The organism is Rhizobium sp. 862_C5_N1_2 (genome assembly GCF_051811205.1).
GTDB lineage: Bacteria > Pseudomonadota > Alphaproteobacteria > Rhizobiales > Rhizobiaceae > Rhizobium > Rhizobium leguminosarum.
Genome location: NZ_JBPWPT010000001.1, coordinates 4,208,611 through 4,222,391, shown reverse-complemented (window position 1 = coordinate 4,222,391; position 13,781 = coordinate 4,208,611). Strand labels below are relative to the sequence as shown.

Here is a 13,781-nt window from a genome sequence, read left to right as displayed (position 1 = left end):
GCCCAGCCCAACGACCGGCCCCTTCCTAGCCCGCCCGGATCTTCCGGACGAGCTTGTGCGTCGTGATCTGGAGCCCGCTATTCCTGGCAGGCATCCGTGCAAACGTAGAGGAACTGCTTTTGCAGGATGCCGCCGTTCGAGGGAACGACGCCGCCGGTATTGTCGCGCAGCAGCAGCGAGCGCGTCTGTTCCCCGAAGATGTAGAGCGGCATCTCGGTTGCAACGAGCTTCTGAACCTTGACATAGGCGGCTTTGACAGCGACCGGATCGAGAGTGGAGCTGGCCTCCTTCAGTGCAGCATCCATCTCGGCACTCTTGTACTGCCCCCAGTTGAAAGCACCGCCGGAGCTCAGCAGGTTGGAAATGTTCGGCTCGGCACCGTTCGACACCAGTACCCCGCCCTCGACGCAGATGTCGAAATCGAGCTGCGTCTTGCACCGCTGGATCAGCGAGGCCTGGTCGACTTCGACGATCTCAGCCGAGGCGCCCTCATAGCCGGTCAGCACCTGCTGAATGTAGGCGGCAAGACGCTTCAGGTCCGAGTTGGTATAGGTGACGATCTTGATCGAGAATGGCTTGCCGTCCGCCTTCAGAGCATCGAACAGTTCCTGCGCCTTCACCGGATCATAGGTGGGCAACGATGAAACGCTGTCGAAATAGGGCGAATTCTCTCCAAAGTAATTGCTGGGTGCCTTGTATCCGGGCATCTGCGTGAAGGCCTGCATCAGCCGCGCGCGGTCGATGGCGGAATAGAAGGCCTCGCGGGCGCGAACATCGGTGAAGATGCCCTTGGCCTGGTTGAGATAGGCGCGGTTGATGCCGCGGATCGGGATCTCGTGGGTCGCAACCCCCGGCGCCGTTGCGTTCGAGCCGAACTGATAGGGATAACCGGCCATCATCGTTGCGCCACCCTGCACGACGGTGGCGATGCGGCTGTTGGTTTCGGGAATGATGGCGAACTTGATCGTATCCAGATAGGGGCGCGGCTGATCCCAATAACCGGGATTGCGGGCCATGGTCATCGATATGCCCTGGTTCCATTCGGTCAGCGTAAAGGCGCCGGCGCCCACCGGCTTGATATCGGTCTTTTCCTTGGCGGCCTTCAATGCTGCCGGCGAGGCGATGAAGGGGCACAGCTCGGCGACCTGGGCTGCGAAATTGGCGTTCGGGGAGGACAGCTTGATCGTCAGCGTCTGTGGATCGACGACGGTGATCGCGTTGTTCCAGGAAGAGATGAACGGCTGCGCCGGCGAAAGCGTGGCCGGATCGGCGGCGCGGTCCCAATTGTATTTGACGGCTTCCGCATCGTAGGGCGCACCGTCCGTGAACTTCATGTCCTTGCGAAGCTTCAAGGTCCAGGTCACCGCGTCGGTGCTGGTCAGGCTTTCGGCCATGCCACCGGTCACGACGCCCTTATCGTTGACGTAGACGATAAAGCCGTAGACGGCGTCGAGCACATCCATCGGACCGCCGGGATAGGTGCCGGCGGTGATCGCCGGATCCCAGCTCTTGATGTCCGAACCGTTGATAATGGTCATCGTGCCGCCGCTGACGGGCTTTTCCGTCTGCGCGATCGCGTAAGATGCGGCGAGCATCATGGGTGCCGCCGTCGTCAGCGACAACAGCAAGGCGGCGGCGCCACGCATGAACAGGCTCTGCAGCCTTCCGGAACGATTGTCTGACAACATCACTCTATCTCCTTTTTTTGAGTTCCCCTGGGGGAGTGATTGTGCGTCGTTGTTTGCATGCGGTTGACATCATGGCCCGGCAGCTTTCAGCGCTGCTCTTCATGGCTCAGTCGTTATGATCCTCCGTCCAGCGCCGGACCGTCGGATGATGAAGCCCGAATTGATCCAGCGCACGCCCCACGGTCTGGTCGACCATTTCGGCGATTGATTTCGGCAGCGTGTAAAAGCTCGGCACCGGTGGCATGATGACGGCGCCGCTGCGTGTCGCCTGGTCCATCAGCGCGATATGGCCCGCATGCAACGGCGTTTCCCGCACCATCAGCACCAGCCGGCGGCGTTCCTTCAGGCAGACATCGGCGGCGCGCACGATCAGATCGTCTGCATAACAATGCGCGATCCCGCTCAGCGTCTTGATCGAGCATGGTGCAACCAGCATGCCGTCGCAGCGGAAGGAGCCGGAGGCGATCGAGGCGCCGATATCCCCGTGGCTGTAGACCCGGTCGGCGAGGCCACGGATTTCGTCCGCAGTCTTTCCCGTCCCTTCGGCCAGTGCCGTGCGGATCGCCGCGGGCGATATGACAAGATGCGTTTCGACATCGTCGAAATCCCGCAGCATCTCCAGCGCACGCAGGCCGTAGATTGCACCGGAAGCCCCTGATATGCCGATGATCAATCGCCTCAAATCAGCATCTCCGGCTTGACGCGCAACAGCAGCTGGCGCATCCGCTCGTAGGATTCCAGCGGCGGAAGCGCCTTGTCGAACCCTTCCTTCCGATCGCCCGCCTTCATCGTGGCGTCGTAACCGACCTTGGCGATCACGCCGCCGTCTTCCTGAGGCTCGGACCGGTCTGCCGGAAGGTCCGTGACGATGAGAATGTCGCGCTCCGCGCGCATGCGCGTCATCTTTGCCAATTCGACGGCACCGAGATCCCAAGGGTCGACATCGCTGTCGACGATAGTGATGTTCTTGACGATGCTGACCGCACCCCAGCAGATCGACATGATGCGGCGTGCCTGTCCCGGGCGGGGCGCATCGATCTGCACGACCACGTTGTTCCGTCCGCTGCCTGACGCGGTGACGGCAACTTCGCCGACATTGAGAACGGACCGCCGGATGACGGCCTTGAGGCTGGCAGCGATCGGCACCGCGCCGAGATAGAGGTGCTCCATGTGGTAACCGGGCTCGATCACCTGCAACATCGCGTCGGAGCGGCAAGTCATGCATTCAAATCTGACGCGCACCCCGGAGCCGTAATCTTCGTACATGCCGTGATATTCGGAGACCAATCCTTCGAGGATCGGCTCGTCGACGTGAATATGACCTTCGAGCACGATCTCCGCCTCTGCAGGCACGGCGAGATCGATCGACTTGCAGCGGACAAGCCGCACCGGCTCGCCGAGCAACGATCCGGCGCAGTGCATTTCATCGTCACCGAGCCCCAGATAGAAGCAGGCGGCAAGCTGAATGGCCGGATGCGCGCCGAGGACGACGGCGAAGGGCAGCGGCTCGCCTTTGGCGCCTGCCTTGCGAGCCATGATGGCGAGATGATGGTTCGGTGCAATTCCGATCATCGCTTCGTTCGGACCAAGCACCTTGATGCGGGCATAGGACGCGTTGCCCAAGCCTGTTTCAGGGTCGCGAGCCACGATCAGACCCGCAGTAATGTAGGGACCGGTCTCCTTGGAAAAGAACGTCGGGACTGGAAGCCGGGTCAGGATGTCGTCCTGGAAGAGCTGTTGCTGTACCGGCGCATCGTCCACGAAGACTGGCGGCACCGGAGACGCGATCGAGGATAGCAGCTTCTGCTGGATATCGCTTTTCGCGACGTCAAGCGCCAGGGCGACACGATCGAGATCCGACAGGATGTTGCCGAAGATCGGCATGTCGTGACCCTTGATGCGGTCGAGCCGTACCGCCGCCTTTTCATCGACGATGGAAAGAATGGCCGATACCTCGTGGATCGGGTCGACTTCCTCCGAAATCACCGCTAGCTGACCGCGTCGGTCGAGTTCCTGAAGAATGCCTCGACAGGATTGATCGCTTTCGCTGCCGCGCATTGCATCGCTGACCGTCCTGGATGTCATTTTTTCAAGCGGATCAGGGTGATCATTCATCCGGCAATCCTGTGAAAGTCATTTCCGAGGGCTGTTTTGATGCGGCAAGTATCAGGTGCAGGCCGGAGGCTGGGTAGCTCGAAAATCACGAATTGGAGGATAGGAAAATCAGAATGCTCCGCGCATGAGCGCGATTCGGCACGATATGTCTCTTAGATCACGCCTGTCGGCCGAAGACGGCAACGAGTGACTGGATCATCGTCCGTTCGGCCTCGGACAGCGTCCTTTCGCCGGAGAAAATCACTGAGAGGTTTCCGGCGATCACGTCTTCCGTAATCGGCGCAGCGGTGAGGCGCCCGCTGCCGATATCCTGCTGGACCGAGGACACCGGCAGGACCGTACAGACCGGCAAACGGCGGACCATGGCGATGGCCAATGGCAGAGAACCGACGTCCATGACCGGCTCGACACGCAGATGCCGCGCACTGGCGGCTGCCATGAACGCCTGATGGATACTGAGATGCTTGATTCCGAGAACCAGCGGAAATCCGCAAACTTCGGCCAGTGGAATTTCCGTTCGGCCGGCAAGGTTCAAGGCCGGATTGGCAACGACCGAGAGGCGCTCGCTCGGTCCGAGATGGATCCGGGTCATCTGCGTCTGGACGGCACCGACAATGGCCAGATTGAGCTCTCCCGCGCGCACCTGATCGTGAAGCACAGCGTTGGAACCTTCGATGATTCTCAGCCGGTATTCGGGATGGCCAAGGCGGGTTGCCGTCAGTGCCTGCGCCACCTTGTCCGTCATGACGCTGTCATGCCCCGAACTCGGCAGCATGCCGATTGAGATGGTCGCCTGTGTGTGGGCGGCAATATCCAGACTGGCCCGAAGGAGGCCATCGATGCGCTCTTCGATCTCCAGGGTGAAGGGAAGCAATGCCTTGCCGGCCTTCGTGCTCTCGGCACCGTTGCGCCGCCGTTCGAACAGAGGTTGCCCGACAACTGCCTCGATTTTCTGAATCTGGGTCGAAACGGAGGGTTGCGTGACATGCGCCGCGCGCGCCGCCGCCGAAATACCTCCGCTGAGATGCGCAAGGTTGAAGTAGTACAATTGACGTGCCGTCAACTGCGGTCGAAAGACGATATTGGCCTCCATTGCCTCCAGATTTTTCTTGAGGCTACAAAGCATGGCGGACACGACCTCCTGATCCGGCCCGTTTGCCCGCACGCCCAAGGTGCTCGACAACGGCGGATCGAGGGGCTCCAGATGCAGGCGCGCAAGTCCGAGCCGGTCGGCGACCATACTGCGCGGCATCAGGAACCGCATCTGCGGAAACTCGTTGAGCAGCCGGTGAAGGTCTGCCGGCTCCTCATCCATCAGGATTATGCGGTCGCGGATGCCATGCTCGTCGGCATATCGGATAACGGCATCGCGAAGTGCCTGACGCATTTTCAAAACGACAAATTTCTGATTGGGGGAGCGAAGATCAACCGCGGCCTCCGCCGTTCCGACAGAAAACCAACCCTCATCGTAAAAGGGCGTCATCGCAGGCAGGTTCGCAGATGGCACGCCGGTCATATAGCCGACTTCGATTTCCATCGAACCCGCGTTGCCCGGGATGTCCGCAGCCTCGTCATCAACAAGGGATTTTCCTCGCCCGTCTGCAAACATCACGTCGATCAGCAGGTCGGGCCGCTCGCGTTCCATATCTTCGACGGTACGTCCGATCGCCTTCGAAAACCGGCCGATGGAGAAACTGAGATCGAGACGAATATCGATGCGACGATGGTCCGTGTCCCCATTCCGCATCCGACGCACGAACCTTTCGCGATGAAGGATGGCCGTTGCCTGCTGAAACAGCCAGAAGGCTGCCGGTAAAGGACTGAGGTGACCGCTTTTGCGAATGAAGAGCTTGAGTTGAAGTTCATTTTCCAAAGTACGCAGACTTGATGTCAGCGCCGAAGGAGCAATCCCAAGCTCGCGCGCGGTCTCCGCCAGCGTCGGGCTCTGACAGGCCAGCACGAAATGGGCCAGTTGCTGGATTTCGATGCGCGGCGGATTTGTAATCACTGCGGGTCTATATCGGATTGCACAAGGGGCTCACCCGACTATGGCACACAAAGCGTTATGCCGCACGAATATCAGCGCCGGCCCATTGCTTCCCAAGCCCACCGAACCGACATGGTCGGCCTCGGACATTGGTCGGGTGCAGCACTGGCGATGGAATGCCTGGACAGGCCGAGAGCGTCGAAACCGGGAGCCCGTATCTTGAGGGTGATCAGTCCTTCTTAGAAAAATCGAGAATCTTCCGTTCCGATCATTCGCGATCGGCCGGACCAGAAGACGTCAGCCGGCGATCAAAGCGGCTTCATACACCATCGTCGCGGCGGCAAGATCGGCCAACGCCGTTCCGACTGCCTTGTAGAGAGTGATCTCGTCGTTGGACGTCCGCGCTGGACTATCCCGGCGACACAGTTCGTCAAGTGTGGCACGCACCGCATCCGCAGCAATGACGCCGGCCCTGATCGGCTGAACCAGATCGCCCGCTTCGTGAAGGGCTTCGTGAGTGTCGATATAGACAGACGAGCGCCGAAGCGCCTCGTCATCCGCCTCGCGCATCGCCGGGGTGAAGCCGCCGATCAGATCGACATGGCTGCCCGGCCGTAGCCATTCGCCCCGGATAAGCGGTGCTGTCGCCAGCGTCGCCGCGCTGACGATATCGGCTTGCCGCGCCGCGGCTTCCAGATCCGTGACGGCGGTGGCCTGGAGCCGCTGTTGCCGGAGGCTCTGCGCCAGCCGTTCCGCATTGGCGGGATCGATATCCCAGATATCCACATGCGCGATCGGCCGGACGGCGCGGTAGGCATCGGGTATGAGGCTCGCGACGCGGCCTGCGCCGATCACCAGCAGGCGGCGGGCGTCTTTTCGGGCAAGATAGTCCGCGGCAAGGGCCGATGCCGCTACCGTGCGGCGCGCGGTGATCGTATTTCCGTCAAGGAGCGCAAGCTGCATCCCGGTCCGGCCATCATAGAGCATGTAAGTCGATGTCAAACCTGGAATGCCGCGTACCGTGTTGCCGGGAAAGACGGTGACGATCTTGATGCCAAGATAGCGCTCCGACCGGTACGTTTCATGCCAGGCAGGCATCAGAAGCAGCGTCGCATCCGGTTCGCCGCTATTGCCGATCGTGTGGTGATGCCGTACCGGCACAACACAGCCTTCGGCAAATGCTTGCCGCAGGGTCGCGACCAGCGCGCCGAAAGGTAGAAGCTCGCCCGTTGTCCGGGCATCGAGAATACGGATTTGTGTGTCGGTCATTGAAGCGATCTCTCAGGAAGTTCTGACTGCTGGATAAAGCGAGTTCTGTGTGATTGAAGGGGGCAGCGCCTGAGCCGCGTCGCCGCTGCGCGGCGCACTAGCTTTTCAACCGGCATCGGCCCTTTGGACACTCCGTTGCGATCGGAATGCGGAGCAACTCGGCACCGCTCAGCCAAACGCAGCTTTCTTCTCCAGAATTCTGGCGTATTGCGTAAGCGGATAGCACAGGGCGAAGAAGATCACCGCAACGAGACCGTAGACCTTGAAAGGTTCGAAGGTCGCGTTGTTGATGGCGTTCGCGGTTTTCAATAGTTCTTCGAAGCCGAGGATCGAGGCCAGTGCGGTGCTCTTGATCAACTGGACCAAGAACCCGACAGTCGGCGCGCGCGTGATCCGGAAAGCCTGCGGCAGGATGACAAGCCGAAGTTCGAGAAGACGATGCAAGCCCAGGCTGGCTGCGGCGTCCCATTGCCCGCGCGGCACCGCCTCGACGCCGCTCCGCCAGATTTCCGCAAGATAAGCGCTGGCATAGAACGTCAGGCCGCAGACGGCGGCGGTCCATGACTCGATCCGGAAACCGAGCATCGGCAGGCCGAAGAACATCAAAAAGAGCTGCATGAGGAGCGGCGTTCCCTGAAACAGGGCAATGTAGCCGGACGCGAAGCTGCGCGGCCAGCGCGTTTTCGATATCCGTGCAGACAGGATCGCCAGGCCAACGATGGCGCCGCCGGCAAAGGCTGCGAGCGAAAGCATAAGGGTCCAGCGTGTCGCGAAGACAAGATTGCGCAAAATGTCCCAGAAGGTGAACTCAATCATGCCAGACCGGCTCCCAGAAAACGGCGTTTTCCGGCGAAAAGGAGCCGGCGAAGTGCGGCGGACATCGAAAGGTAGATCAACGTCGCCACCAGATAGGTCTCGAAGGAGCGGAAGGTGCGCGACTGAAGCAGATCGGCCTCCTGCGCCAGCTCGCGGACGGATATTTGCGAAACCACCGCCGATTCCAGCATCATGATGATGACCTGGCTCGTCAGCGCCGGAAAAATGATGGCGATCGCTTGCGGCAGAATGATTTTGAAGAACACCAGTCGGGGCCTCAGGCCGAGTGCCTGCGCCGCCTCCTTCTGGCCTCTCGGTATGGCATCGAGCCCGGCCCCGACCACCTCGATCGTGTAGGCCGCCATATTGAGGGTCATGGCAAGAACTGCGGCAGAGATCGGATCGAGGCGAATGCCGAGGCTAGGCAGGCCAAAGAAGATGAAGAACAGCTGCACCAGGAATGGCGTATTGCGCATGATTTCCACATACAGGCCGACGACCTTGCGCAACCATGGATAAGGTCCCCGGCGCGCGGCCGCGCCGAGAACGCTGAGAACGATCCCGAGGACCGATGTGGAGGCCGTCAGCGCAAGCGTCGTGCCTGCGCCATAAGCCAGAGCTCCCATTCCGTCCCAAAGCCAGTTGAAATCGAGGCTGTATCTCATCGTTTGTCCTTTGGAGCCGGATGATCTGGGCCGGGTCGGCCCGAAATCTCGATCCGCCTCTCAACCAAAGAATGGGAGCATGATGCCACCGGAATCGCTTACAGTTTTCGGCATCGTGCTCTGGTGAGTGGGAGGCCGTCTTCGTCAGTCCTTCAGGTTTTCAGGGTTGAGCGGCGCTTTCAGCCAGCTCTTCGAGCTTGCGTCGAGCGAACCATCGGCGATCATTGCGGCGACGCTGTCATTGACAGCCTTCTTCAGGCCTTCCTCGCCCTTGCGGAGCGCGATGTGCGAGGGGGAGCTGAGGAGCTGGAACTTCTGCTCCGGCTTCAGTTCGTCCTGTCGCGCCAGAACCTGCGCACCGACATCGTTGCCGACCACCATCAACTGGGTCTGGCCGGATATGAAGGCCTGGATGACCGAATTGTAGTTCTCGAAACGCTGGATCGCAGTCGATCCGGGGGCGGCAGCCGTCAGCGACGTGTCTTCGAGCGTCCCACGATTGACGGCAACGGTCTTGTCGGCGAGGTCTTCCTTGCCGCTCACCTTCAGGGCTGCCGGACCGATGACGGCGATATAGTAGGGGGCGTACGGGGCGGCATAATCGATAACCTCGGCGCGCTCCTTCGAATAGCCGACGCTCATCAGCAGGTCGACGCGGTCGTCGTTCAGGTAGGCGATCCTGTTCTGGCCAGTAACGCTCACGAGATTGAGTTTCACGCCGAGCCCGTCGGCGATCTTCTGGGCGACGTCGACGTCATAGCCCTTGATGCTCATATCGGCGCTTGCCGAAGAGAAGGGTGGGAAATCGGAGAAGATGCCGATGTTGATCTCGCCTGCGGCCTTGATATCGGCAAGTTCGTCGGCCTGTGCGGCTCCTGCCAGGATGCCGAACACGGCAATTGCCGCGGTGGCGGTGTAGCGCAATTTCATAAGAGCAGTCATGTCGTTCCCCTTTTTGAGACGTGTTGTGCGACAGGTGATGGATGGCAGCGGGCGCGAGGCACGCTGCCGGTGTGGAGCTGGTTCTCAGGTCACGTTTGTCCTGACCGCGGGACTGAACATCGCGAGGCACAGGAGTTCGAACAGGACCTGCGCGGCGATCTGCGCGGTGTTGGTGGTATTGTCGTATTGCGGCGCGATTTCCACGACGTCGCCGCCGATGAGGTTGATGCCCTTGAAGCCGCGCAGCAGGGTCAGGACTTCCCTCGGCTGAAGCCCGCCGACTTCTGGAGTGCCGGTTCCCGGAGCGAAGGCCGGATCGAGGCTGTCCACGTCGAAACTGAGATAGGTCGGACCGGCGCCGACAACCTCCAGAGCCTTTGCGATCACAGCCTTGAGGCCCATCTCCGCTACCTCTTCGGCGTGGATGACGGTCATGCCGGAGGCAAAGGAGAACTCCCAGAGATATTCGCCGCCGCCGCGGATGCCGATCTGGATCGTACGCTTCGGATCGAGCACGCCCGCCAGAACCGCCTCGCGGAAGGGCGCGCCGTGGTGGAACTTGGAGCCCTCATAGGGACCAGCGGTGTCGCAGTGAGCGTCGATGTGGATCATGCCTACCGGCTGATTGGCCGCCAGGCCCTTGAGAATGGCGCCGGAGATCGAATGGTCGCCGCCGACCGACAGCGGGATAGCCCCGGTTGCCGCGATCATCCGGTAGCAGGCCTCGATGTCGGCATGGCACTCGGCCAAGCCGAACCGGCTGCGCATCGGCACGTCGCCGACGTCGGCGACCTTTAGCCCTCCCATCGGCGCGACACGCAGAACATGTTCGTACGGGCCCACACGCTCGACAGCCCGGACGGCCCGCGGCCCCAGCCGCGCGCCGGCACGATTGGTGACGCCGAGATCCATCGGCACGCCGATCAGGGCCACGTCAAGCGCTTCAAGCACCTCGGGGCGCAAGCCGTTCTCGATGAAACGGGCGTCCAGAAAGGTCGCAGGATCGGCGAAGGGCCATTTGCGGCTGTCGCCGTCCTTGAATACGCTGGCCGCCACGGCGTGGAAGTGCGGATCTTCCATTTCCCCGCCTGCAGCGCTGCCGAAGCGCTTTCTCAAGTCTTCCAGAAAATCCCGGTCAATGGTCAAGGCAGGCTCCCGCGGTATTGATGCTGCCATCATCATCGGCGCCGCCCGCTTCTCTTGGAACCGCGAAAATTCGAGAGGGGATATAACGATTCTTGATAGACTAGGCCGGCCGAGGCTGCGCGAAGCGGGTAGTGCGTTCATCCGGGCGTTCAGAAAACTTTATAACCCGGCGAGAATTTTCCCACTACCGCGGTTGGTAACCTCCAAGCAGTCTCCGATGCGAACGGTCCAGCAGAGGGCCGACAACAAAGGGAACCTACCATGTTGCACGATATGACACGCCGCCGCTTCCTCGGATCCGCCGCTGCCGCGGGGATTGCCGGCACGATGACCGGGTTTGCGAGATCCGCCGCAGCCGGCAGCGGCAATCTCACCGCCGTCGAATGGGGCGGCGAGGTCGTCGAAGCTATGAAGCAGATTGCCGCCGACCAGAATGCGGCGACATTCAACTGGGTTCTCCATCAGGGCGGCGCGGGCGCTATCCTGCCAAAGATCAAGGCCGTCTGGCCGAATGTCGACTACGACTACGTCGCTGGCTGGGAAGGCTCATTCAACAGCATGGTGAAGGAAGATTGGCTCGAGACCATCAATCCTGCCGATATTCCCAACCTTGCGAATATTCCCGAGAAAATCATCATTCGTGACGGCAAGGGCAATATCAAAGCGGTCCCACGCGCAGTTGGCGGCATGTATTTCGGTGCACGAACCGACACGGCCCCTATCGCTGTGAAGACCATCGATGATCTGCTCAGTCCCGATCTTAAGGGCGCGATCTGCTGGCCGGGCCCGACACAGAGCATGATGCTCCAGATTGTCGCGCTCGCCCTTCACGCCGGCGGCAGTGAAACGAATATGGAACCTGGATGGAAGCTGATGACGGAATTGGCGAAATCCGGCAATATCGGCCGCGTCGCCATCACCGATATCGATTTCACCAATTCGCTGACGTCGGGCGAGACCTCCGTCGGCTTCTTCGCTGAGCCCGGCTGGGCGGCCGTGGCGAAGAACTTCCCGGTTACTCGTTTCACCAAGGACAGTAACTTCAAGGCCTTCCTCTACCAGAGCGGTTTCGGCGTACTGAAGAATAGACCGAACACCAAGGCGACGCTCGATTTCGTCAACTTCGCGATCAGCCCGGACATGAATTCGCTCTATGCCAAGGTGGCTGGCGAAGCGCCGTTGAACAGCAAGGCGGTCACGCCCGACAATCTGAAGCATCTGTCCTTCACGTCGGACGAGTTTTCGAGCTTCGTCTATGTGCCGGACTACAATGTCGTTCTCGAACAGCAGGATGCCTGGTCCAAGCGCTGGGAACAGGACATCGCCCCGTTGCTCTAAGGCACCTCGCGGCAGGTTATCGAAGGCGCGAGCGCGGGATTCGATAACCTGCCTTTCTCATGGCCCTAGGGGCGAGGAAAAGGCTGTTCCACCATGACCAAGGTTAGGCGGCAACCCGTTGCCATTTCAATACCTGATCGCCGAGATGCGGCACTGACGCTCGGGCCAGCCCTCCTGGTGTTCGCATTCGGTTTTCTGTCACCATTAATCAATCTGGCAATCGAAAGCTTGAAGGAGTTTACGCCGGGGCGCGTCGGTTCCGTTGAAAATGCCGCGGCAACGGTCCAAAACTATTACGAGCTTGCAAACCAGGCGTTTGCGAGTGTCCTGCTGACGACCTTCTGGATCGGTGGAGTTGCCGCGATCATCGGCCAGCTTGTGGCATTCCCGCTGGCCTACTTTATCGTGCGGCGCATTTCCCCGCGGATGCGCGCGCTCACCCTCGGCTTTTTGATTACACTTGTTCTATCCAGCGTCCTGATCAAGACATACGCGATCGAACTGACCTTCGGGTCGGTCGGCATCTTGCGACCCCTCCTCTTGACACTTGGCCTTTCGCCCAACAGCCGCGAATATATCAATATCGTCGTTACTGCGGGCCTGGTTCACTCGATCATACCGGTCGCAACGCTAACGCTGATTGGCGCGATGCAATCGATCGATCCGCGTCTGCTCGATGCAGCCCAGTCGCTCGGCGCGCCGGGATGGAAAGCCCATTTGTCGATCACTCTTCCCCTGAGCTTCCCAGCTCTGATCTCAAGCACGCTTGTCTCGCTGACTTTCGCGATCAGCGCCTTCGTCATTCCCATGGTGCTCGGGAGGGGCCGGGTGCTTTTCATATCGAACGTCATCTACACCCGGTTCAGCGATATCGCCAACTATCCGAGCGGCGCGGCGATCTCGCTCGTCATGCTTGCCGCGGCCTTGGCGGTCGTCGCTGTCATAACGTTTGCGCAGGCCTGGAAGGTTTCCCGATGAGCAGACAATCTCTTGCAGCGCGAACCGGGGACCGGATCGCCGTTTCCCTCGCCTACGGTGTCATCGGCCTTGGATTGGCGTTCCTCGCCATCCCGTTGGTGATAACATGCCTCATGGCTTTCGACGCCAGGACCTACCTCGGTCCACTGCCGCCACCTGCCTTGTCGCTTCACTGGTTCGAACGGCTCGTCTCTCAGGCGGATATCCTTACCAGCCTACGCACCAGCCTCATCTTGGCGGTACTCACGACGGTTCTGTCCGTCACGATCGGAACTGCGGCGGCCGTCGGCCTTGCCCGTGGCAATTTTCCAGGAAAGGCAGCGCTGACTTCGGCCTTTCTCTCGCCACTCATCGTTCCGCCGGTCGTCATTGGATTCGGCCTGCTGCTTTTCCTTTCCAAGGCCGGTATCACAAATGGTATGGCGCGCCTGCTCCTCGGCCACGTGATCGTGACGTTGCCCTATTGCATAAGGACCAGCCTCGCCAGCCTTCTTGGCAGCGACCAACGATTGACGGAAGCCGCAATGGTTCTCGGCGCCACCGAGCGCCAGGCCTTCTGGACCATTACCCTACCGCTCATGCGGACCGGCGTCGTCACCGGCGCGATCTTCGCCTTCGCAATTTCGATAGATGACGTATCGATCAGTCTCTTTCTGAGCGATCCGTCGGCAACGACCTTGCCTGTTACGCTGGTCAGCAACATGCGCGCGGCTTTCGATCTGACGATCGCTGCGGCGGCCGTGGTCCTGATTGCCGTCACCGCGTTGCTGATCGTTGTGCTGGACCGTGTCGTCGGCTTCGACACTGTCGTCGGTCAGGGTTTGTTTCGTTCATGAG

The 13,781-nt window shown here is 60.5% G+C and carries 12 protein-coding genes; 3 read left to right on the top strand and 9 right to left on the bottom strand.

Going from position 1 to position 13,781, the window contains the following annotated elements:
• Nucleotides 1–77: 77 nt before the first annotated feature.
• The 9 genes from ACD590_RS20850 to speB all read right to left on the bottom strand — a co-directional run bounded on the left by ACD590_RS20850 (nucleotide 78) and on the right by speB (nucleotide 10,628).
• Nucleotides 78–1,688 carry an ABC transporter substrate-binding protein gene (locus tag ACD590_RS20850; protein ID WP_439003274.1) on the bottom strand — a complete coding sequence of 537 codons (1,611 nt, stop codon included), beginning with the start codon at nucleotides 1,686–1,688 and terminating at the stop codon, nucleotides 78–80.
• Nucleotides 1,689–1,794: 106 nt separating this feature from the next.
• Nucleotides 1,795–2,370, bottom strand: a complete 576-nt coding sequence (locus tag ACD590_RS20845) for a UbiX family flavin prenyltransferase (RefSeq protein WP_018243909.1) — start codon at nucleotides 2,368–2,370, stop codon at nucleotides 1,795–1,797.
• Complete coding sequence (locus tag ACD590_RS20840; protein WP_439003273.1) at nucleotides 2,367–3,803, bottom strand: UbiD family decarboxylase; 1,437 nt, start codon at nucleotides 3,801–3,803, stop codon at nucleotides 2,367–2,369. Before ACD590_RS20840 ends, ACD590_RS20845 begins: the two co-directional genes overlap by 4 nt.
• Before the next feature lie 157 nt (nucleotides 3,804–3,960).
• Nucleotides 3,961–5,811 (bottom strand): LysR family transcriptional regulator, encoded by a 1,851-nt coding sequence (locus ACD590_RS20835; RefSeq protein WP_028733524.1) that lies wholly within the window; start codon nucleotides 5,809–5,811, stop codon nucleotides 3,961–3,963.
• 276 nt (nucleotides 5,812–6,087) lie between these two features.
• The gene (locus ACD590_RS20830) at nucleotides 6,088–7,059 is read right to left on the bottom strand and encodes an ornithine cyclodeaminase family protein (RefSeq protein WP_439020949.1); all 972 of its coding nucleotides are present in this window, start codon (nucleotides 7,057–7,059) and stop codon (nucleotides 6,088–6,090) included.
• 168 nt (nucleotides 7,060–7,227) lie between these two features.
• Nucleotides 7,228–7,875, bottom strand: a complete 648-nt coding sequence (locus tag ACD590_RS20825; RefSeq protein WP_018243905.1) for an amino acid ABC transporter permease — start codon at nucleotides 7,873–7,875, stop codon at nucleotides 7,228–7,230.
• Entirely contained in the window at nucleotides 7,872–8,540 is a 669-nt protein-coding gene (locus ACD590_RS20820) for an amino acid ABC transporter permease (protein ID WP_018243904.1), read from the bottom strand. The genes ACD590_RS20825 and ACD590_RS20820 overlap by 4 nt, the downstream gene beginning before the upstream one ends.
• A gap of 144 nt (nucleotides 8,541–8,684) precedes the next feature.
• Entirely contained in the window at nucleotides 8,685–9,482 is a 798-nt protein-coding gene (locus tag ACD590_RS20815; RefSeq protein ID WP_439003271.1) for a transporter substrate-binding domain-containing protein, read from the bottom strand.
• Nucleotides 9,483–9,566: 84 nt separating this feature from the next.
• Entirely contained in the window at nucleotides 9,567–10,628 is a 1,062-nt protein-coding gene (speB, locus tag ACD590_RS20810) for an agmatinase (RefSeq protein WP_183619510.1), read from the bottom strand.
• A 261-nt stretch (nucleotides 10,629–10,889) separates the two neighbouring features.
• Here speB and ACD590_RS20805 point away from each other — a divergent pair, with 261 nt between their 5' ends.
• The 3 genes from ACD590_RS20805 to ACD590_RS20795 all read left to right on the top strand — a co-directional run bounded on the left by ACD590_RS20805 (nucleotide 10,890) and on the right by ACD590_RS20795 (nucleotide 13,780).
• Complete coding sequence (locus ACD590_RS20805; protein ID WP_439003270.1) at nucleotides 10,890–11,966, top strand: extracellular solute-binding protein; 1,077 nt, start codon at nucleotides 10,890–10,892, stop codon at nucleotides 11,964–11,966.
• Between the two features lie 93 nt (nucleotides 11,967–12,059).
• Entirely contained in the window at nucleotides 12,060–12,944 is an 885-nt protein-coding gene (locus tag ACD590_RS20800; protein ID WP_283185693.1) for an ABC transporter permease, read from the top strand.
• Complete coding sequence (locus ACD590_RS20795; RefSeq protein ID WP_112905445.1) at nucleotides 12,941–13,780, top strand: ABC transporter permease; 840 nt, start codon at nucleotides 12,941–12,943, stop codon at nucleotides 13,778–13,780. Before ACD590_RS20800 ends, ACD590_RS20795 begins: the two co-directional genes overlap by 4 nt.
• The last annotated feature ends 1 nt before the right edge of the window (nucleotide 13,781 follow it).